This is a genomic window from Caballeronia insecticola (genome assembly GCF_000402035.1).
Lineage (GTDB): Bacteria > Pseudomonadota > Gammaproteobacteria > Burkholderiales > Burkholderiaceae > Caballeronia > Caballeronia insecticola.
This window is the reverse complement of sequence record NC_021288.1, coordinates 354,490-375,669: the sequence shown is the minus strand read 5'-3', so window position 1 is coordinate 375,669 and position 21,180 is coordinate 354,490. Positions and strand designations below refer to the sequence as shown.

General features: G+C 61.9%; 21 protein-coding genes. 5 read left to right on the top strand and 16 right to left on the bottom strand.

Annotation, left to right across the window (positions count from 1 at the left end):
• Positions 1 to 22: 22 nt before the first annotated feature.
• The 3 genes from BRPE64_RS22550 to BRPE64_RS22540 form a co-directional block, all read right to left on the bottom strand.
• Positions 23 to 829: an NAD-dependent epimerase/dehydratase family protein gene (locus BRPE64_RS22550; protein WP_016347181.1), complete on the bottom strand. Its 807-nt coding sequence runs from the start codon at positions 827 to 829 to the stop codon at positions 23 to 25.
• Between the two features lie 16 nt (positions 830 to 845).
• A complete protein-coding gene (locus tag BRPE64_RS22545; protein ID WP_016347180.1) occupies positions 846 to 2,138 on the bottom strand; it encodes an MFS transporter in 1,293 nt (430 codons plus the stop codon).
• A gap of 95 nt (positions 2,139 to 2,233) precedes the next feature.
• A complete protein-coding gene (locus tag BRPE64_RS22540; protein WP_016347179.1) occupies positions 2,234 to 3,781 on the bottom strand; it encodes a UxaA family hydrolase in 1,548 nt (515 codons plus the stop codon).
• Positions 3,782 to 4,011: 230 nt separating this feature from the next.
• Between BRPE64_RS22540 and BRPE64_RS22535 the strand changes: the two genes are divergently transcribed.
• A complete protein-coding gene (locus BRPE64_RS22535) occupies positions 4,012 to 4,941 on the top strand; it encodes an SMP-30/gluconolactonase/LRE family protein (RefSeq protein ID WP_016347178.1) in 930 nt (309 codons plus the stop codon).
• Positions 4,942 to 4,949: 8 nt separating this feature from the next.
• On the opposite strand, the gene BRPE64_RS22530 is transcribed toward BRPE64_RS22535, so the two are convergent.
• From BRPE64_RS22530 to BRPE64_RS22485, 10 genes are all read right to left on the bottom strand, one after another.
• A complete protein-coding gene (locus BRPE64_RS22530) occupies positions 4,950 to 6,197 on the bottom strand; it encodes an enolase C-terminal domain-like protein (protein ID WP_016347177.1) in 1,248 nt (415 codons plus the stop codon).
• A 4-nt stretch (positions 6,198 to 6,201) separates the two neighbouring features.
• A complete protein-coding gene (locus BRPE64_RS22525; protein ID WP_016347176.1) occupies positions 6,202 to 7,521 on the bottom strand; it encodes an MFS transporter in 1,320 nt (439 codons plus the stop codon).
• Between the two features lie 13 nt (positions 7,522 to 7,534).
• The gene (locus tag BRPE64_RS22520) at positions 7,535 to 8,302 is read right to left on the bottom strand and encodes an SDR family oxidoreductase (protein WP_016347175.1); all 768 of its coding nucleotides are present in this window, start codon (positions 8,300 to 8,302) and stop codon (positions 7,535 to 7,537) included.
• A gap of 106 nt (positions 8,303 to 8,408) precedes the next feature.
• On the bottom strand, positions 8,409 to 9,128 hold the full coding sequence (locus BRPE64_RS22515) for a FadR/GntR family transcriptional regulator (protein WP_016347174.1): 720 nt from the start codon (positions 9,126 to 9,128) through the stop codon (positions 8,409 to 8,411).
• Between the two features lie 127 nt (positions 9,129 to 9,255).
• Positions 9,256 to 9,444 (bottom strand): hypothetical protein, encoded by a 189-nt coding sequence (locus tag BRPE64_RS22510; protein ID WP_016347173.1) that lies wholly within the window; start codon positions 9,442 to 9,444, stop codon positions 9,256 to 9,258.
• Between the two features lie 22 nt (positions 9,445 to 9,466).
• Complete coding sequence (locus BRPE64_RS22505) at positions 9,467 to 10,216, bottom strand: IclR family transcriptional regulator (RefSeq protein WP_044042872.1); 750 nt, start codon at positions 10,214 to 10,216, stop codon at positions 9,467 to 9,469.
• A gap of 63 nt (positions 10,217 to 10,279) precedes the next feature.
• Complete coding sequence (locus BRPE64_RS22500; protein ID WP_016347171.1) at positions 10,280 to 11,032, bottom strand: amino acid ABC transporter ATP-binding protein; 753 nt, start codon at positions 11,030 to 11,032, stop codon at positions 10,280 to 10,282.
• A complete protein-coding gene (locus BRPE64_RS22495; protein WP_016347170.1) occupies positions 11,029 to 11,673 on the bottom strand; it encodes an amino acid ABC transporter permease in 645 nt (214 codons plus the stop codon). Before BRPE64_RS22495 ends, BRPE64_RS22500 begins: the two co-directional genes overlap by 4 nt.
• A gap of 21 nt (positions 11,674 to 11,694) precedes the next feature.
• Complete coding sequence (locus BRPE64_RS22490) at positions 11,695 to 12,411, bottom strand: amino acid ABC transporter permease (protein WP_016347169.1); 717 nt, start codon at positions 12,409 to 12,411, stop codon at positions 11,695 to 11,697.
• Positions 12,412 to 12,474: 63 nt separating this feature from the next.
• On the bottom strand, positions 12,475 to 13,314 hold the full coding sequence (locus tag BRPE64_RS22485) for an ABC transporter substrate-binding protein (protein WP_016347168.1): 840 nt from the start codon (positions 13,312 to 13,314) through the stop codon (positions 12,475 to 12,477).
• Positions 13,315 to 14,032: 718 nt separating this feature from the next.
• Between BRPE64_RS22485 and BRPE64_RS22480 the strand changes: the two genes are divergently transcribed.
• The gene (locus BRPE64_RS22480) at positions 14,033 to 15,433 is read left to right on the top strand and encodes a glycosyl hydrolase (protein ID WP_016347166.1); all 1,401 of its coding nucleotides are present in this window, start codon (positions 14,033 to 14,035) and stop codon (positions 15,431 to 15,433) included.
• A gap of 7 nt (positions 15,434 to 15,440) precedes the next feature.
• Here the strand turns inward: BRPE64_RS22480 and BRPE64_RS32985 are convergent, their stop codons facing one another.
• Positions 15,441 to 15,632, bottom strand: a complete 192-nt coding sequence (locus tag BRPE64_RS32985; RefSeq protein WP_144063496.1) for a hypothetical protein — start codon at positions 15,630 to 15,632, stop codon at positions 15,441 to 15,443.
• Positions 15,633 to 15,891: 259 nt separating this feature from the next.
• Here BRPE64_RS32985 and tcuC point away from each other — a divergent pair, with 259 nt between their 5' ends.
• Positions 15,892 to 17,190 carry an MFS transporter gene (tcuC, locus tag BRPE64_RS22470; protein ID WP_044042870.1) on the top strand — a complete coding sequence of 433 codons (1,299 nt, stop codon included), beginning with the start codon at positions 15,892 to 15,894 and terminating at the stop codon, positions 17,188 to 17,190.
• 49 nt (positions 17,191 to 17,239) lie between these two features.
• Entirely contained in the window at positions 17,240 to 18,022 is a 783-nt protein-coding gene (locus BRPE64_RS22465; protein WP_044043065.1) for a substrate-binding domain-containing protein, read from the top strand.
• 19 nt (positions 18,023 to 18,041) lie between these two features.
• Here BRPE64_RS22465 and dctA read toward each other — a convergent pair whose 3' ends face one another.
• Both dctA and BRPE64_RS22455 read right to left on the bottom strand, forming a co-directional pair.
• The gene (gene dctA, locus BRPE64_RS22460; RefSeq protein ID WP_016347162.1) at positions 18,042 to 19,325 is read right to left on the bottom strand and encodes a C4-dicarboxylate transporter DctA; all 1,284 of its coding nucleotides are present in this window, start codon (positions 19,323 to 19,325) and stop codon (positions 18,042 to 18,044) included.
• The gene (locus BRPE64_RS22455; RefSeq protein ID WP_016347161.1) at positions 19,322 to 20,296 is read right to left on the bottom strand and encodes a LysR family transcriptional regulator; all 975 of its coding nucleotides are present in this window, start codon (positions 20,294 to 20,296) and stop codon (positions 19,322 to 19,324) included. Before BRPE64_RS22455 ends, dctA begins: the two co-directional genes overlap by 4 nt.
• A gap of 225 nt (positions 20,297 to 20,521) precedes the next feature.
• Between BRPE64_RS22455 and bfr the strand changes: the two genes are divergently transcribed.
• The gene (bfr, locus tag BRPE64_RS22450) at positions 20,522 to 20,998 is read left to right on the top strand and encodes a bacterioferritin (RefSeq protein WP_016347160.1); all 477 of its coding nucleotides are present in this window, start codon (positions 20,522 to 20,524) and stop codon (positions 20,996 to 20,998) included.
• The last annotated feature ends 182 nt before the right edge of the window (positions 20,999 to 21,180 follow it).

The following is a 21,180-nucleotide window of genomic DNA, read 5'->3' as shown; positions in this document are numbered from 1 at the left end:
ATGTACAGGCAAGAATGAAGCGTTAGTCGATGCGATGCGGATCGCCATCGAACTCCCGAAGACAGCCGAAGCCGCCATGAAACAGCGCTTCGGTCGCGTCTTCGGCTTCGGCCGACGCAAGAATCTCCGGTGCGTGCGTCTGCGCATCGTCTTCAGGGCGATAGCCGAGCGCGCGCGCATTCGCATTGCTCCAGCGATTGCGCGCGTTGTCGGACACGCCGTAGACGATGACGAAGTGATAATCCGGCGCATCGATGCAGCGGCGCGTCAGTTGCACCATGTCGCGATGACTGATCCACGAATAGAGATGACGCGGCGCCGTGGGCTGATCGTCCGCGCGAAACGAACCGATGCGCAGACACGCCACCGACATGCCGTACTTGTCGGCATACAGGCGTCCGAGCGCTTCGCCGAAGGCTTTCGACACGCCATAGCGGCTGTCGGGACGCACCATCACCGTGTCGTCGATCATGCGGTCGCGCCGATGAAAACCCACCGCATGATTCGAGCTCGCGAACACCATGCGCTTCACGCCCGCCTGACGCGCCGCCTCGAAGACGTTGTAGCAGCCGTCGATGTTCATATCGCGAATCTTCTGCCACGTGTCTTCGTCGGGAATGCCCGCGAGATGCACGACGGTATCCACGCCTTCCATGATCTCGCGCAAGCGTTCGGGACGCGTGATGTCGGCGGTGACGATCTCTTCATGTTCGCCCGCGGGCGCTTGCGGCGCGATATCCGCGAGACGCAGCGCATACTGTCCCGCGAATCCCGCGCGCAGCACGCGGCCGATCACGCCCGCCGCGCCGGTAATCAAAACACGTTTCATGTGACTCTCTCCAGTTTCATCGCAAGGACTGGCTTGCGACACCGAGTTCGGATGCGCGGCGGTTATGCACGAACAGCACCATGGCGATCACGCCGGTGAAGTCGATCAGCGCGCCGAACAGGAACGCGCTGTGATAGCCGCCGAAATATTGAATGAGGAAGCCCGTCAGCGCCGGTCCGATAATGCCCGACAGGTTGCTCAGGAAGTGGATGAAGCCGCCGACGCCGCCCTGACGATGCAGCGGCAGAATCTCGTGCTGGATCGCCCAGATAGCCTGGCACGAGCCGGTCAGGAACAAGAGCGCGGCCGCGATCAGCCCGACCGCCGCGACGAGCGAAGTCGCCGACGTGATGCTCAGCACCGCGACGCCGGACAGCGCGAGCGGAATGGTCGCCACAAGCTTGCGCGCCTTCACGGGATCGTCCATGCGGCGATAAATCCAGTCGCCGATCACTCCGCCGCCAAAGTAGCCGATAGCGCCGCAAATCCACGGAATCGACGTGATGATGCTCATCTGCTTGAGGTCGAGATGCATCACGTTCGTGAGATAACTCGGCAGCCACGAGATGAACACGTACTGCGTGTAGTTCACGGCGAACAGGCCCGCGCCGAGCGCGAGCGTGCTCGGGCGGCGCAGATAGGCGCCGAGCGTCATGCCGTCGTCTTCGACGTTGGCGGCTTCGGCAACCGAGCGGCTCTCGTCGATCATGCGGCGTTCGTCCGCGCCGACGCGCGCGTTCTGCGCGGGCTTGTCGGTTACGAAGATGCGCCACACCACGAGCCACAGAAAGCCCAGCACCGCAATCACGATGAACGACGTGCGCCAGTCGAACGCATACGCAATCAGCCCGACCACCGGCCCCGCGATGGCATTGCCGAGCGTCTGTCCCGAGAACGTGAAGCCGATCATCGTCGAGGTTTCGTGACGTGGAAACCAGTTCGATATCGTGCGGTTGGTGTTGGAACTCATCGGCCCTTCGCCGATGCCGAAGAACACGCGACATACGAGCAGCGAGACGAAGCCGGTCGCCGCCGCGGTGAGTCCGCAGAACAGCGACCAGATGCCCATCGCATACGTGAATACGCGCACCGTGCCCCATTTGTCGGAGAAGTAGCCGCCAAGAAATGAGAAGATCGAATAGCCGATGAAGAAGCTGCTGAAGATGATGCCGAGCTGCGACGGCGAAAGGTCGAGCGACTTGCCGACGATCGGCGCAACGATGCCGAGCGCCGCGCGATCCATATAGTTGATCGCGCCGGCCGTGAACAGCAGGCCCGCGACCACATAGCGGTATTTGCCGGTCTTCATATGTCTCCTTGACTGCTTTAGTTATGTAGCGGCCATGACGCCTCCGGCCGCTGAAGGTATTGCCTGCCGATGCTCTTACGTGTGCATCGTCACGCTCAACTCATGATGCCGATCTGCCAGGGCACGAATTCATGGTCGCCGAGACCCAGGAGTTCGCTCTTGGTGCGCTTGCCCGACGCGGTTGCGAGCAGCGCGTCGAAGATCGCCTGCCCCATGCTTGCAATGCTCGCTTCGCCGTCGAGAATGGCGCCGCAGTTCAGGTCCATGTCCTCGGTGAGGCGGCGATACATCGGCGTGTTGGTCGCGAGCTTGATCGACGGCACCGGCTTCGCGCCGAACATCGAGCCGCGTCCTGTCGTGAAGGCGATCAGGTTCGCGCCGCCCGCGATCTGGCCGGTCGCCGACACCGGATCGAAGCCCGGCGTATCCATGAAGACGAGGCCGTTCTGCGTCACCGGCTCGGCGTAGCGATACACCTCCATCAACGGCGTGGTGCCGCCTTTCATCGACGAGCCAATCGACTTTTCGAAGATGTTCGCAAGACCGCCGACCTGATTGCCGGGGCTGACCTGGCCGTTGATCTGAACATCGCGGCCGACGGAATATTCTTCCTTCCACCAGCGGATGCGATCGACGAGCTTTTCGCCCACCGCGCGGCTCACCGCCCGGCGCGTCAACGTATGTTCGACGCCGTAAACTTCGGGCGTCTCCGAGAGAATCGCGGTGCCGCCGTGGCGCACGAGAATATCCATCGCGGCGCCGAGCGCGGGGTTTGCACTGATCGACGAAAAGCCGTCCGAGCCGCCGCATTGCAGCCCGACTTTCAGATGGCTCGCATCGACGGTGCTGCGCGTGACATCGTTGGCGCGCGCGAGCAAGGCCTTCACGGCGTCGATGCCCGCTTCGATGGTTTTGCGCGTGCCGCCCGTGTCCTGCATCGTGAAGGTATGCAGGCGCGCATCCGCGCTCAGGCCTTCCTGATCGAGCAGGCCTTGCAACTGATTGCGCTCGCAACCGAGTCCGACAATCAGCGCGGCCGCCAGGTTCGCGTGACGCGCATAACCGGCCATCGTGCGGCGCAAGAGCTGCATCGGCTCGCCGCTCATTTCCATGCCGCAGCCGATTGAATGACTGAACGCGACGACGCCATCGACGTTTGGATAATCCACGAGCCGCTCCGGCGTGAACCATTCCGCGATCTTGTGCACGACGGTCGCCGAGCAGTTCACCGTGGAAAGAATGCCGATGTAATTACGCGTGGCGACGCTGCCATCCGCACGTACGATGCCCTGAAAGGTCGCGCGCTGCGTCGCGGGCACCGGCTCGATCGCGCGATAATCGGCGCCATACGCGTAATCGCGATCGAACTCGCGAAACTCGACATTGTGTCCGTGAACCAGTGCGCCCGGCGCAATATCCGTCGCCGCGAAACCGATCACCACGTTGTATTTGCGGATAGGCTCGCCCTGACGAATGGCGCGGGCCGCGATCTTGTAGCCCGCCGTGACCTGGCTGCGACTCACGAAGTCTTCGCCGTCGACGCGCGTGCCCAGCGCCACATCCGTGCGGGCAATCACTACGTTGTCGTTGGAATGCAGACGGATCACCGGGCCGGCAACGCGCTTCTCGGACTGCTCGATCATGGGGTTCGTATGGGTTACGCGCGGCGAGTACGCGCTGTGTCGATCACTCGCTGCGCCAATCATACGTATCGGGGATTTGCAATGGTTTGCTTGAGAAGCAAGAATTTTTATCGTTCAGAGGCTTAATCTGCGGGCTTGAACGATGCGCCGATGCGCGCGTCGTGTGCGCGCGGCTAAACGACGGCTCGCGAAACCTCACGAGACTTCACAAGACAAGGAGACGAAAACCCATGTGGCAACAGACCGAACGCTATCCCGACCCGCGCGTGATCTCGCTCGATCCGTCCTTCGACCGTTATCGCGTTGCGTTCTCCGCGGTCGAGCGGCTTGCGACGGGCTTTCGATTCACCGAAGGCCCCGTGTGGTTCGGCGACGGCCGCTTCCTCTTGTTCAGCGATATCCCGAATAACCGCATGATGCGCTGGGAAGAAGAGACGGGCGCGGTCAGCGTGTATCGCGCGGCATCGAACTATGCGAACGGCAACACGCGCGACCGGCAAGGACGGCTCGTGACCTGCGAGCATGGCCGGCGCGTCACGCGCACCGAATACGATGGCCGCGTGACCGTGCTGATGGATTCGTTCGACGGCAAGCCGCTCAATTCGCCTAACGATGTCGTCGTCAAATCGGATGGCTCGATCTGGTTCACCGATCCGCCGATGGGCATCTGGGGCCACTATGAAGGCAACAAGGCCGAGCCGGAACTGCCGCATTCGATCTATCGCATCGACGCCGAGACGGGCGACGCGCGGCTCGTCACGGCCGATCTGAAAGGACCGAACGGCCTGTGCTTTTCACCCGACGAAAAGCTGCTCTACGTAACCGAATCGCGCGGCGTGCCGAACAAGCTGATCCACGTGTATGAAGTGTCGGATGACGGGCGCAGCATCGGCCGGGGCCGCGTGTTCTACGACGCGGGCGCAGGCACGGTGGATGGCATACGCATAGATGTCGACGGCAATCTATGGTGCGGCTGGGGCATGGGCAGCGAGGAACTCGACGGCGTGATGATTCTGTCGCCTTCGGGCAAGCTGATCGGACGCATCGCGCTGCCCGAACGATGCGCTAATCTGTGCTTCGGCGGACCGAAGCGTAACCGTCTGTTCATGGCGGCGTCGCAGTCGGTCTATTCCGTGTATGTGAACACGCAAGGCGTCTGAGGCGCGCGTCAGGGCGTCTGCAATGTGCCATCCATCAGACGCGTTTGCGTCCACAGCGTGACGTCCCGTTCGCACGGATACTTGGCCGCTTCGGTTTCGTCGAGATCGACGCCCAGCCCCGGCTTGTCGTTGGCATAGACGAAGCCGTGGCGAAACGCAGGCAAGCCGGGAAATACGTCGAGCAACGCCTCGCGCGGCCCTTTGAGCTGCTGGATCACGAAGTTCGGTGGTTCCGTGCCCGACCATTCCTGCACGCCGAAATTGCGCGACGCCAGATCGATATGGATGTTCGCCGCATGCGCGAGCGGCGACATGTCGCCCGGACCGTGCCACGCTGTCCGCACGCCGAATTGTTCCGCGAAAATCTGCAGCTTGCGTCCCGCCGTGATGCCGCCGATCTGACTCAGATGCACACGGATGAAATCGATCAGGCGTTCCGTGATCAGAAAGCGCCACTCGTGCGGATTGTTGAAGAGCTCGCCCTGCGCGAGCGGCGTGGTGGTCTTCTCGCGCAACTGCCGCATCCACTCCCCTTCTTCGAGCGGGATCGCATCTTCGAGAAAGAACAACTCGTACGGCTCGAGTTCGCGCGCAAAGCGAATCGCCTCGATGGGCTTGAGGCGCTCATGCACGTCATGACACAGCGCGACATCGAAGCCGATCTTGCTGCGGATCCCGTCGAACAGTTTGAGCGTCTCGCGGATGTACTTGCGGCTGTCGAGATAGATACCGTCCGCCGCGCCTTCGGGCGCACCCGAGGGCGCGCGGCCGAACGCACCGCCGCCGTACCCGCCGCTCTGACAGCGAATATGCGTGATGCCCTGCTCTCGATAGCGCTGAATGTTCTCGCACAGTTCGTTCAGATCGCGGCCATCGGCGTGACGGTAGATCGGCACACCTTCACGCACCTTGCCGCCGAACAACTGATACAGCGGCATGTTCGCCTGCTTGCCCTTGATGTCCCACAACGCCATATCGACACCTGAAATAGCGTTGTTTTCGATCGGACCATTGCGCCAGTATGCGTTCTGATGCATCAACTGCCACAGTTCTTCGATCGCCTCGGCGTCGCGCCCGATAAGCAACGGCCGCAAGTATTCCTCGATCAGGCACTGAACCGCGAGATGCCGGTAAGCGAAGGTCGCGCAACCGAGTCCGTACAAACCCGGCTGATTTGTCTCGACCTTCACGACGATGAGATTGATGCCTTCCGGCGCGGTCAGGATAACCTTGACGTCGGTGATGAGTGTTGCCATTGCCTTATTCCACAATTGCGGAAGACACGGCATCGGACTTCGTGCCGGTGTCTCCCTTGGGTGTCGAGCGCCGGCCCGACTGCGCGGGCACGAGCATCATGAGAACGACCGATGCGAGCAGCGCCGCGGCCATGAAGACATACGATGCGGAAGGACTGCCCGTCGCGCCGTTCAGATATCCGACCAGCCACGCGCCGAGAAACGCGCCGAGCGCACCGCACGCATTGATCAGGCCGATCGCGCCGCCGAGCACGTTGCTCGGAATCAACTCGGGCACGAGCGCGAAGAAGGGTCCGTACGGTGCATACATCGTCGCGCCCGCGATCACCAGCAAGCCGAACGACAACCAGAAATTCGAGCTCCCGACGAGATACGAACCGACGAAGGCAATCGTGCCGACCAACAAAAGCGGCCACACGAAGAGCTTGCGATTGCGCGTCTTGTCGGAGAGATAGGACGCGATCAGCATCAGCACGATGGCCGCGAGATACGGCACGGCGGAGAGCCAGCCGACCGACACGATATCGATCGACTTCGACGCCGACTTCAGGATAGACGGCAGCCACATGATGAAGCCGTACACACCGATGCTCCACAGCGCGTGAATCGCGCAGCACTTGAGCACGATGGACGAACGGAACGCTGCCTTGTAATCACGCACCGGCGCGATATGCGCCTGCTCGGACTTGAGGATCGCGGCGAAGTCGGTCTTCTCCTTGTCGCTCATCCAGGGCGCGTCGGCCGGACGGTCCTTCACCGTGAACCACCACACGACTGCCCACAGAATCGCGGGCACGCCTTCGATCACGAACATCTCGCGCCAGCCGAAGTTGCGCACGAGGTAGCCGGATACGATCGACATCCACAGCACCGTGACCGGATTGCCGAGAATCAGGAACGTGTTCGCGCGCGAGCGTTCGGTGCGCGTGAACCATCGGCTGATGTACATGAGCATCGACGGCATCACCGCCGCTTCGACGATGCCAAGCATGAAACGCAGCACCATCAGCATTGGAATGTTGCTGACCATGCCGGTCGCGCAGGCGCATACGCCCCACAGAATCAGGCTCACGAAGATGAGCTTCTTGACGCTGTTCTTCTGCGCGTAGATCGCGCCGGGCACCTGAAACAGGCAGTAGCCGAGGAAAAACAGCGAGCCGATCAGCGAGGACGTCGCCGACGTAATGCCCAGATCCTTGTCGATTCCCGCCGCCGCCGCGAAGCCGTAATTCGCGCGATCCAGATAAGCGAGGCTGTAGGTGATGAAGATGATAGGCATGAGATGCCACCATCTTTGCGGCGCCACGGTCCTGAGGTTGTCCATGTTGTCTCCGATGTCAAAGCACGGCGAGCCAGCCGCCATCGACGTAGATGATTTGTCCGTTCACATAACTCGATGCGGACGATGCGAGATACACCGCCGTGCCGACCAGTTCTTCCGGTTTGCCCCAGCGTTGCGACGGATTGCTGCTCTTCACCCACGCATCGAAGTTCGCGTTATCGACGAGTGCCTGATTCATGTCGGTCAGGATGTAGCCGGGGCCGATAGCGTTCGCCTGAATGTCGAAGGACGCCCATTCGGCGCTCATTGCACGCGTGAGCATCTTGATGCCGCCCTTCGCGGCCGTGTAAGGCGCGACCGTGGCGCGCGCGCCTTCGCTCGTCAGCGAACCGATGTTGATGATCTTGCCGCCGCGCTTACGCTCGATCATGCGCCGCGCCGCTTCCTTCGCGACGATGAACGCGCTCGTGAGATTGGTATCGATCACGCGTTGCCAGTCGGCGAGCGCGAGTTCGATCATCGGCTTGCGGAACTGGATGCCCGCATTGTTCACGACGATGTCCACCGCGATGCCCTCCGCGTCCCATGCCGAGAACGCGGCGGCGACGGACACCTCGTCGGTCACGTCGAACGCGCGGCCGAGTGCATCGAAGCCTTGCGTTCGCAGACGGCTCACCGCGTCATCGACGGTATCGGCCTTCGTGCCGTTGATGATGACGCGCGCGCCCGCCGCCGCGAGTCCTTCCACGAGCGCGTAACCGATGCCGCGCGCCGAGCCTGTTACGAGCGCCGTGCGGCCACTGAGATCGAACAACGGGTTCATGCGTGTTTCCCTGGGTCAGATGCATTCAAGAACGCGGACGCGAGCGCGTCCCCCGCAGCCTGTTTCGCAGGCTGCGGCGCGATGGGTGTGAAGCGGTGATGCGTTGCTACGAAGGCGTGTCGTTTGCGGTGCGTTGCAACGCGGCGCGGTCGTCGAAGTCCTTTTCCGCGCGTTCGATCAGCGTGAGCACGGCCTGCTCGGCCGCCGACGCATCGCCCTTCTCGATGGCGATACACAGTGCTTCGTGCATCGGCAGCGAGCGCGCCGGACCGCCCTCGATTTCCGAGCTCAGCTCGAAACTCGTGCGCAGGATCGCGGAGAGCGCGTTCTGCATCTGCTGAACGAACTGGTTATGGCAGGCCGTTAAGATCGCGCCGTGAAACGCGAGATCCGCGGGCACATATTCGCCCTGCCCCGCGACCGCGCGCTCCATCGCCTTGAACGCGCGCCGCACCGCGGCACGGTCCTCGGGCGTTGCGCGCTTCGCCGCAAGCTTTGCCGCATTGGGCTCGATGATCGTGCGCAATTCCATCAGGTCGCGGATGAGTTCGGCATCGACCGAGCCGGCGCGCGCACGCCACGTGATCACGTCGGGATCGAACAATTGCCAGCTGGAGCGCGGCAGCACGATCGTGCCGTGACGGCGGCGGACCTGAAGCATGCCCTTGGCGGACAGCGACTTCATGGTTTCGCGGATCGTGATGCGGCTCACCTGCATCAGTTCGGCGAGTTCATCTTCGGCGGGCAATATGTCGCCCGGCGCGAATTTGCCCCCGCAGATCTGCTCGCCCATCTGGTTCAGCACTTGCCGGTGCAAGGTCGGCATGACTGGTGACTCCTTCTAGGTCATACGTATGATGTTGAAGGTAGCAGAGCGGAGAGCATCGGAACAATCAGGGTTGACCCGATGACAATTTTTTCAGGGGATTGGTGCGGAGATGCGGCGGAAGGCGTTAGTCGAGTGAAGACGTCGAGTCCGACTCGAACAGCGGGGCGCAAACAGGCGTGTAGTAAGCGACGGCCTTGCGCAAGATCGCGTTCACTTCCTTGAGCGCCGCGTTTTCCTCTTCGAGCTGAGCGATGCGCCGAAGCTGCGACTGGTGTCTGTCTTCGGCGTCGTCGGCCGCGCTGTGCGTTTTCATTGTGGAACGATGCCCGTGAACGCTATGCGTGCGACAGCGCCTTCGCCGACTGCAGAAGGTCGTCGAGCATCGCCTGCCGCCGGTCCGGGCTCGTGTCGCGGCCCGTCATGAAGCACAGCGCGGCGATCGGCATTCCCGCGCGATCGCGAACAGGCGCTGCCATGCACAGCCGGAATGCATTCGACAGTCCCTCGGTGCAGCAATAACCGCGGTCCTTCGCGAGGCGTACATCGCGCATGAATTCCTCGAAGTCGATATGCACGCCGTTATCGAGAATGAAGTCGTCGCGCGGAATCAACGCGCCGATTTCGTCGGCGCTCATGTGCGCAAGCAGCAGGCGTCCCGTTGCGGTCCAGGGAATCGGCACCCGCACGCCGATGTCGGAACTGATGTTGAAGGGACGCGCGCTGTTCTCCGAAAGCACCACGGTGTACTTGTTCCCTTCGAGCATGCACAACTGCGTGGTCTCGTCGTACTTGCGCACGAGCGCGAGAATCGACTGGTGCGCGCGGCTGATCAGGTCGTTATGCGTCGCGTAGTCGGAGCCGTAGTAGTGCATCTCGCGTCCGAAGAACACGCTGCCATCGGCGGCGGTTTCGAGCCAGCCGACTTCCGCGAGAATCGCGACCAGTTCGTAGATGCTCGAACGCGGCGCGCCGGTCGCTTCGATCAATTCGCGCATCGTCATCGGGCGCTGGGCAAGGTGCAATTGCCTGAACATGGCAATGACCCGGTCCACTCCCCTGGCTCGCGACGATTCTGTAACTGCCATGCATTGACTCCGTGAGAAGCATCCGTTCGATGAAACGCGAGCGCGTAATCCGCCTCGCGTGCATCAATGATCGAGCACGCGATGCAGGAACTGCCGCGTGCGTTCGTTCGCGGGATCGACGAAGATCTGCTCCGGGTCGCCCTGCTCCGCGATCACACCCTTGTCCATGAAGACAACGCGATCCGCAGTCTTGCGCGCGAAGCCCATTTCATGTGTGACGACGACCATCGTCATGCCGTCGCGTGCGAGTCCGCGCATCACTTCGGTGACTTCGCCGACGAGTTCGGGATCGAGCGCGGACGTCGCTTCATCGAAGAACATGATGCCCGGTTCGACGGCGAGCGCCCGCGCAATCGCGACGCGTTGCTGCTGTCCGCCGGACAACTGGCTCGGATAATGTTCCGCCCGGTCCGCGAGGCCGACGCGATCGAGCGCTTCCATCGCGCGCTTGCGTGCATCGGCCGGGCTCATCCGGCGCGCCTTGATCAGCGCGAGCGTGACGTTGCCGAGCGCGGTCTTGTGCGGAAACAGGTTGAACTGCTGGAACACCATGCCGACGTGACCGCGAATCTCTCGCGCGCGCTTCGGGTCGTGGAGCGGCACTTCATTGACCCATACTTCGCCGGCATCCGTGGTCTCCAGTCCCGCCATGATGCGCAGCACCGTGCTCTTGCCCGAACCCGATGCGCCGATGAGCACGAGCACTTCGCCCGGGCGCACTTCGAGATTGATCTCATTGAGCACGCGCGTCGCGCCGAATGCCTTGCTGACGCCCGAAAGCGAAATGATGGGCTTGGTCTGGCTTTGATTGCTCACGACAATCTCCTGCGGTCATGGTGGCGCACCCATTGCGAAAGCGGGAAGCACACGACAAAGTAGATAAGGGCGACGAGGCCATAAATCTCGACGGGCTTGCCCACGCGATCGACAATCGCCTGGCCGCCGTGCATCAACTCCGACATGCCGATCATGCTGACAATCGACGTGTCCTTGATGAGCGACAGATACTGCCCGACGAGCGGCGGCAGCACGATCCGGCCGGTCTGAGGCAGCACGACGGACGCGAAGGTCTGCGTGCGCGACATCCCGAGAATCTGCGAGACTTCCCACTGTCCCTTAGGCACGGCCTCGATACCGGAGCGAAACACTTCGGCGATATAGGCGCCCTGATAGACACTCAAGCCGATGACGCCGGCCGCGAATACATCGATCGCATAGCCGAAGTAAGACACGCCGAAGTAGATGAACATGAGCGTGATCAGAACGGGCGTGCCGCGAAAGAGCTCGGTATAGAGCTTCGCGATGCGGTCCGTGCCCCACGGTCCGAACGTTCGCAACACGGCCGCAAGCAGACCGATCAACGTGCTGCCGATAATGGCCGCGAGCGACAGCAGCAGCGTCGTGACGAGCCCTTGCAGCAGAATCGACAGACTCGTTTTAAGCAATTCGATTGACATGATCCGGCTCCGGTTCGGGAATCAGGCGCGATTCGCGCGGCGCAACGTGAACCCGCCGAAACGCGCGCGCGGCCGGAGCACCAGAGGCGGATGGAACATCCGCGCGCCAAGCTGGCCTGCAAGCCACGACAGCACATTGCTCAGCACCAGATACACCACGAGCACGACCGTGAACGTCTGCACATAAAGCAACGTGCGCGCATTGATGACGGTCGCGGTACCGGTCAACTCGGGCAACGCGATGGCTGACAGCAACGAGGTGCCGAGCAAAAGCTGAATCAGGTAATTGACGATCGCCGGATAGACCGCGCGCGCCGCCTGCGGCAAAACGATCTCGGTGAAGATCTGTCCGCGCTCGAGGCCGAGAATGCCCGCGGCTTCGAGCTGTCCGCGCGGCACCGACTGAATGCCCGCGCGAAACACTTCCGAAAGATAAGCGCCGACATTGAGACCCAGCGCGATCACACCTGCCCAATAGGCATCGAGCGAAATTCCCGCCGACGGCAAGCCGAAGAACACGATGAAAATCTGCAGGAGAACCGGCGTATTGCGGATGATTTCGACATAAGCGCGTGCGATGAACCGCACCACCGCAAGCGGCGACAGGCTGGCCAGCGCCGCGAGCAGACCGAGCAGCAACGCCAGCACGAACGCGAGAAGCGTCACCTGCAAGGTCAGCCAGCCGGCTTTCAGGAACTCCGGGACATAGCCCCAGAGTGTCAGCCACTCATAATTCATCTCAGCCTCCGCAACATTCCGTTCTCTTGCGATATCGACATCGCGCCGTTCTCAAAACCGCGCTCAGAACTGCGGATTGAGCGGATAGTGCGGATCGGTGCCGAACCACTTGTTGTAGAGCTGTGCGTTGAGCTTCGATGCGTTGATGTTGAACAGGAACAGATTCAGGTAATTGAGCCACGCCTGATCGCCGGCCTTCACGCCGAAGCCGTTGTATTCGAGCGGCACGAGCGCCTCGTTCGTGACGGTCAGTTCGGGATCGAGCTTCGCCTGATACGCGAGGAAGTTGTTGTCCTCGATCATCGCGTCGGCCTGGCCTTGCTTGACCGCCAGAATCGCAGCCTGCGAGCTGTCGTATTCCTGAATCTTGATCGGGATGTTCAGCGAGCGGACTTCGTCGCCGTTGGTCGAACCCTTCACGGTCGCGATGGTCCGGTTGCCCATGTCCTTGACCGATTGAATCCCGCTGCTCTTCTTGACCAGCAGCGCCTCACTCGCGACGACATACGGCGTCGTGAATTCGATGACCTTCGCGCGTTCCAGATTGCGCGTGAAGTTGCAGAACACGACATCGACCTTGCTGGTTTGCAGGTTCGGAATCCGGTTCGCGCTCGTCGTGTTCACCACTTCGAGCTTGACGCCCATCTGCTTGGCGAGTTCCTTGGCGAGATCGACGTCGTAGCCGTCGGGCTGACCGTTCTTGTCGTAGAAGCCGAACGGCGCGAAGGTCAGGCAGTCACCGACGCGCAAGGTGCCGCGTTGCAAGACGGCCTGAAGCGTCGAAGGCGCGGCCGTCGCGCCCGCTTCGTTCGGCGTGGCGACTTTCGTGCAGGCGGACAACGCCATCGCACCGGCGACGACAAACATGCAGGCCGTTCTGGCGCTCAGATTCGCGAATTTCATGTGCAGATCCTGATTGAGAAGTGGAATGAGGAACCGGTTCCAGACCTGATCACTTGGCGAACCGTATGTGCGAACTGCCTAGCCCTTGTTTGTCCGATATATCGGACGGATATCTGGCTGACTGGAATGAAGTGCAGTGTTCGCCAATAGAATCACGCGCACAAGCGGCCTGAACCCCAATTGCGCGCGGCTTTTTGATCGGATACGCGCGATGGAATATCGCATGTTATGGCGTGCAAAGACTGGTTATCGCTTGTGCGTTTTTATTCGCAGTCGGACAGCACGCGATTAATTTCGCGTTGATTATCGTCCGATTAATGCCGCGCTGATCCGGCTCGTGATTTCCTGAGAGAAATGAGAGCCTTATAAGTATTAATATATGACCAATGTACAAATGGCTTTCAGTTAATACCAATCGCGAGTAACTATTACGCCACGCCTTAAGCCAGTTACAACAAGTTACGACCTCTGCCATACGCAACTTATTTCACATGTGTAACATTCGTTCGCGATCCAAGCCGACCTAGCTCCGTACGCGGCAGGCCAAACGCGCGGATGCGATCGTTCTTCTCGAGTTGCCGTATCAAGCCGTACCACTCGCTCAAGCAGCGTTCGGTAAAGCTTTATATGCGGCAATCTAATCGACAACCTACGACTCCAACTTGAAATGAACAAACCACGTCTGGTTGCGTACACCTTTTCATTAGGTGCACTAATTTTGTCCGCGTGCGGCGGCGGTAGCAGCGACGGCACGCCCGCGAGCGTCGCTAACAGCGCTACCGTGGATGATCCCGTCGCGGTCGTCGATATCGCCCGGCATCCGGCCTCGGTAAGCGGCACGGCCATTCCTCCCGCAAGCTCGATCAGCGATTCTTCGGGCGCAGTGTGGACCGTCAAGAACGGCGTGGTGTATCGCGCGAATCAGAAGGCCGCATTCACGCAGGACGTCACGTTGCTGCTCTGGTATGCAGGCAAGATCTATCAGCAAAACGTGAACAAGCTGTGGTGGGTCTGGCAAAACAACGCGTGGGCCGTCTCCGCTGATCCGCGTCCGGCGACATCCACGTCCGCGCCTTCGGGTGCTTCGGGTGCTTCGGGTGCTTCGGGTGCTTCGCCTGCCGCGCCGCCTGTCGCGGCTTCATCGACCGGTGCGGCGGGAGCATCGAATGCGGCGAACGGCATGCCGTTCTTCGGCGTCAACGGGCACTATGCCTATGGCGGCGTCTATTCGTCGACTCCGCTGAGCACGCAAGCCGCAACGATGGTCGATCTGGGCCTCACCGGCTTCCGTCAGGACGTGCACGGCTACGACCAGATCGACATGCTCGCGGACAAGGTCATTCCCGGCCTCGGCTCCTCCGTAAAGGTCATGCCGCTGATCGACGCCTACCCGTGGGACGACCCGACGCTGAACGGCAAAACGCCGACCGAGTCGAGCGCCTACACGTATGCCTACAACATGGCCGCGTACGCCGCCACCAAGCTCAAGGGCGTGCCGGTGGTGGAGTTCGGCAACGAATACGATCTCGACAGTCACAACCGGCCGATTGCGAACGACGGCGTGAACATCTCCGACTACGACAACAGCACGTGGCCCATCTGGCGCGGCGCACTGCGCGGCTCTTACGATGGCTGGCGCTCCGTCGATACGACAGGCCAGACGAAGGTCATCGCGACGGCCTCGGCGGGCTTCCTCTATCTCGGCTGGTACAAGGGCATGCTGACCGGCGCGCAGCCGGACGGCACGACGGGCCACCCGAAGGTGAAGACCGACATCATCCAGTTGCACTGGTATTCCGATGGCCTCGACCCGGAAAACACGTGGGGCCGGGACGGCACGAACTACAACGTGCTGAAGATCCTGCACGACGCATACAATCTTCCGATCATGTTCACCGAGATCGGCGTGAATTTCGATTTCTCGACCGCCCAGGCACAGGCCTATATCTCGAAGACCATTCCGGAGCTGTACGCGGCCAGGAGCACTTATAACGTGATCGGCTTCCAGTGGTACGAACTGTACGATGATCCGACCGGCGCGTATGGCATCCTGACCAACAGCGGCGCGAAAAAGAACATCTACGCGACCATGAAGGCGGCGGTGACGGCCTCGCACTAATCAGGGGTTATCTCTTGCAATGAAATCGGCGGAAGGCTTCGAACCCTTCCGCCGACTTTTTTTGGGTCGCCGGTTCACCCTTGCCTTCGGCCTCACGCACGGTCCGTTCGAGATCCGCCAGATCCGCGAACGACACGAGACAGGGATCATCGCCTTCAGGGGCAGTTTTACCGAGCAGATGAGCAAGAAGTGCGTACATGATGTGCTTTCGCCGTGTGAGAGACGGCGTCGGCCGTATCGCTTCGCCGCCTGTCAAACAGCATAAAGCGCAAGAATGAGCGTCGAATGAGCCGGACAAGTGCGGCGCCTGCGGCTTGTGCGGGCGTGCGAATCGATTGATAACCAGAGAACATCAATCGTTCAGAAGTTTGCACTTATCGTTTCAGCCTGCTCGGGGGAATATCGCTGAAACACAATCGCGGGAATCCGCGTATTTCAGAGATTCTGGAGACAACTCGATGCACCCCTCGCCCTCCCCCGATTTATCCGGGAAAGCCAAGGCCACCGCAGTTTTTCGCGTGACCGCCGGCAATTTCCTCGAGCAATTCGACTTCTTTCTGTTCGGCTTCTACGCCACGCAGATCGCCAACGTGTTCTTTCCCGCCGCCAGCGAATTCGCCTCGCTGATGATGACCTTCGCCGTCTTCGGCGCCGGCTTTCTGATGCGGCCGCTCGGCGCGATCATCCTCGGCGCGTATATCGACGACGTGGGCCGTCGCAAAGGGCTCATCGTCACGCTGTCGATCATGGCGAGCGGCACCATCCTGATTGCGTTCGTGCCGGGCTACGCGACCATCGGCCTTCTGGCGCCCGCGCTCGTGCTGCTCGGACGTCTGTTGCAGGGCTTCTCGGCGGGCGCGGAACTGGGCGGCGTGTCGGTGTATCTCGCCGAAATGGCGACGCCCGGCCGCAAGGGCTTCTTCGTGAGCTGGCAGTCCGCGAGCCAGCAGGTGGCGATCGTCGTCGCTGCGGCGCTGGGTTTTGCGCTCAATCAGTGGCTCGATACGGCGGCCATCGCCGCGTGGGGATGGCGCGTGCCGTTCTTCGTCGGCTGCATGATCGTGCCGTTCATCTTCATGCTGCGTCGCAATCTCGAAGAAACGCAGGAATTCAAGGCGCGCAAACATCGTCCGACGATGCAGGAAGTCTTCCGCACGCTGGCGAAAAACTGGGGCGTCGTGATCGCCGGCTTGATGCTCGTCGCGATGACCACCACCAGCTTTTATCTGATCACCGTGTATGCGCCCACCTTCGGCAGGACGGTGCTGCATCTGAGTACCGCGGACAGTCTGCTCGTGACGTTGTGCATCGGCGTGTCGAACTTCGTGTGGCTGCCGATCGGCGGGGCGCTTTCGGACCGCATCGGCCGTCGTCCGCTGTTGCTCGGCATGACCACGCTCGCGATTGCCACCGCTTATCCGGCGCTGTCGTTCCTCGCTCATGCGCCGAGCTTCGTCAACATGCTGCTCGTGCTGATGTGGCTCTCGTTCATGTACGGCATGTACAACGGCGCGATGGTCGTCGCGCTGACGGAAGTGATGCCGGTGGAAGTGCGCGTCGCGGGCTTCTCGCTTGCCTACAGTCTCGCGACGGCAGTCTTCGGCGGCTTCACGCCCGCCATTTCGACGGCGCTGATCCACTTCACCGGCGACAAGGCCGCGCCCGGCATCTGGATGAGCTTCGCCGCCGTCTGCGCGCTGTGCGCCACGTTCGCGCTCTACCGCCGCCGCGCGGTGACGCTGACGCCCGCTCATTGAGCACACCGCTAACCACACCACTGACCGTACGACCGATATGTCCTCGATCATCAAGAATCTGCTCGGCAAGTTTTGCGGCGTGGCGCTCGTCGCGGCATCGCTCGCGTGGGCGAACGTGCAGGCCGCCGAACTGCATGTGATGAGTTCGGGCGGATTCACCGCCGCCTACAAGTTGCTCGGCCCCGGTTTTTCCGCGACCACCGGCAATACGCTCGACACGGCGCTCGGACCGTCGATGGGTAAATCGCCCGAGGCCATTCCCAACCGGCTCGACCGCGGCGAACCCGCTGATGTCGTCATCATGGTCGGCTACACGCTCGACGACTTGATCAAGGCCGGCAAGGTCGTGCCCGGGTCGCGTGTCGAACTGGCGGATTCGCGCATCGGCATGGTCGTGCGCGAAGGCGCTGCGAAGCCGGATATCGGCTCCATCGACGCACTCAGACAGACCCTGCTGAATGCGAAGTCGGTTGCCTATTCGGACAGCGCAAGCGGCGTGTATATCGAGCGCGAGCTGTTCAAGCGGCTCGGCATCGAGGAACAGATGAAGCAGAAAGCGAAGATGATTCCGCGCATTCCTGTTGCGTCGGTCGTGGCGAATGGCGACTACGAAATCGGCTTCCAGCAGGTGAGCGAGTTGTTGCCGGTGAAAGGCGCGAGCTTCGTCGGCAAGATTCCGGAGTCCGTGCAGTCCGTCACGCGTTTCGCCGCGGGGATTCCGGTCGGCGCGCAGCATCCGCAGGAAGCGAAAGCGTTGCTCGATTATCTCGCCGCGCCGGACGTTCAGTCGCGCGTGCAATCGACCGGCCTCGATTCCGTCACGACGCACTGACCCGTCTGCCGCGTTCCGCTCAGTCCGGCGCTTTCGGTGCGGCGTCGGCGGCGGCGCGCAGCATCATCGTCAGGCGCGGCCGGTCGCACGCGCCCTCCCACATCGAGACGAAAATCACCGCGCACGCGTTGCTGATCACGCTCGTCAGCGCGCGCGCCTCCGACATGAACCGGTCGATGCCCACCAGCAGCGCCACGCCGGCGACGGGCAAATCGGGCATCACCAGCAAGGTCGCGACGAGCGCCACGAGCCCGCTTCCGGACACGCCCGCCGCGCCCTTCGACGTGAGCAGCATGACGGCGAGCATCGTCGCGATCTGCGATGCTGAAAGCGGCACGTCGCACGCCTGCGCGATGAACATCGACGCGAGCGTCAGATAGATTGCGGTGCCGTCGAGATTGAACGAATAACCCGCGGGCAGCACCAGCCCGACGATGCCCTTGTCGCAGCCGAGCGCCTCCAGCTTGCCGATCAGGCGCGGCAGCACCGGCTCGGTCGAGGACGTCGCGAGCACGATCACGAGTTCCTCGCGCAGGTAGCGCAACAGTCGCCAGAGCGCGAAGCCATGCAGACGCGCGAGCGGCGCGAGCACCAGCACGACGAACAGCCCGCACGCCACATAGAGCGACGCCATCAGCATGCCGAGCGAGCCGACCGAGCGGATGCCGAAGCGCCCCACGGTGAACGCCATCGCGCCGAACGCGCCGATGGGCGCGAGTCGCATGATCATCGCGAGGATGCGAAAGAGCACCTGCGAGATGCCTTCGATGAACGCCCGCACCGGACGTCCCGCGCGCGGATTCGCGTTCAGCGCGAAGCCGAACAGCAGCGACAACAGCAGAACCGGCAGCACTTCGCCCTTCTCGAAGGCGCCGAGCATCGTCTCGGGAATCACGCCGAGTGCGAACTCGACGAGTCCGTGCGGCTGCGAGCGCCGGACGTAAGGCGAGAGAATGCTCGTGTCCAGATGATGCACGTCGATTTGCAGGCCCGCGCCGGGACGCAGCACGAAGGCGGTTGCGAGGCCGAGCAGAAGCGCGAGCGCGGTCAGCGAATAGAACAGGCCCAGCGCCTTGAAAATGGTCCTGCCGATGGTCGCGCCGCTCGCAAGCGACGTGATGCCCGCGACGATCGTGCAGAAGACGATCGGCGCGATCATCATCCGCACCAGCCCGATGAACGCGTCGCTCACCGGCTTGAGCATCGCGCCGGTCTGCGGCCAGAAGTGGCCGAGCGTCATGCCGAGCACCATCCCGAGCAGGACTTGCACATACAGCAGGCGAAGCGGCCACGGTACGGTCACGATGCGGATTTCCTGCTGGCCGTTTTTGTCGCTTGCGGGCCGAAGTCAGCGTCGCCGTTTTCGCCGGTGGCGCCGCCGCCGCGCTTCATCTCGATGATCGCGCGATAAAACTGCTGCGCGGCCGGCGCGAGCGGTCTGCCGCGCCGCATCACGATGCCCACGCGCCGCTTCACCACGGGATCGACCAGCGGCACGCTCGTCAGAACCGGATGATCGCGCCCGGGCATGGCCATCGACGGCACCGCAGCAACGCCGAGTCCCGCTTCGATGAGCCCGAGCATCGTGGTCACGTGGCGCGTCTCGCATACGCTCGGCGCGTGCGGCGCGACGGTGGACAGCGCCTGATCGAGAAGCAGGCGATTGCCCGAAGTCTTGTCGACGGACACGTAGTCGTGCTCGTACAGCTCGTTCCACGTGACGCGCTTCTTGCGCGCAATCGGATGATCGCGCCGGCAGGCCGCCACGAAGCGCTCCTGCAGCAGCACCTTGAATTCGACTTCGGCCTCCTGGCTGCCGAGAAAGCTCACGCCGAAATCCGCCTCGCCGCTGATGACGGAACTGAGCACTTCGTTGGCGCTGGAATCCAGCAGCTTCACACGGATGCGCGGAAAGCGGCGGTGATAGCTCGCGACCACGTTCGGCAGAAAGTAGTAAGCAACCGACGGGACGCACGCGATAGTCACGTGCCCCAGACGGCTCGACGACACATCGCGGATGCCGAGCAGCGCGACATCGAGATCGTCGAGCAACTGTTCTGCGCTCGGCGCGAACACGCGTCCGACGGTGGTGAGCGTGACGCTGCGCGTGGTGCGTTCGAAGAGACGCACGCCGAGCGCGCCTTCGAGCTTCTCGATGCGGCGGCTCAGCGCCGGCTGCGAGATATTGACGGCCTCCGCGGCCTTTCGAAAGCTGCCCAGTTCCACGACAGCCCGAAATGCCTGCAAGTCATTCAAATCGAAGTTCACGCCCACGAACCGCCCCTTCCCCGTCGAACAAGCGGGTATTTTTGCATGAGATCGGGCGCGGCTCGCGGCGCACATGCCATCTCTACCGGGTCCGAGCGTCAGACGAAAGCTGGACGCAGCCAACGTTGCGCTCCGCCGCCCGTTCACCGATGAAAATGAGTCTCGTTGCCGGACCGCCTCCGCTCAGGGTCTATCCTTGGGAAGTGACACGGCAACCAGTCGGGAGACGGCATGCAAGGCGATCCGAAGGTGATTGAGCATCTCAACGCAGAACTAAAGAACGAACTGACCGCCGTGCATCAGTATCTTCTGCATGCGCGCCTCTACAAGCACTGGGGCTTCGAAGACCTCGGCGCGCACGAATACGCCGAGTCGATGGACGAACTGACTCATGCCGACAGGTTGATCGAGCGAATCCTCATGCTCGATGGCATGCCCAACTTGCAGGACCTTCACCCGCTTCAGATCGGCACGCAGACGCCCGAAGCGCTTCAGAACGATCTTCAGCTCGAAAAGGCGGCGCAGGCGCAATGCAAGGAAGGCATCGTCTATTGCGAATCCGTGCGCGACTTCGTCTCGCGGGAGATTCTGGTCGAACTGCTCGACGCCACCGAGGATCACATCGACTGGCTCGAAATCCAGATCGGCCTCATCGACAAGATCGGCATTCAGAACTACCAGCAGTCCGCCATTCACAAGGTGGCGTGAGCGCCCGCGCGTCGTTGTTCGAATCGCGCTCAGCCATGCCGGCTGGGCTCGGACTCCTCTGTTAGCATCTGCTGCTTTGCACAAAAGTTGACATTTTGCATGCTAGGGGCTAACCCGAATGCAAAAAAGTATCAGTCAGCGGTCTTATTTTAAGTGGTGAAGCGACGCCGGACGCGCTACTT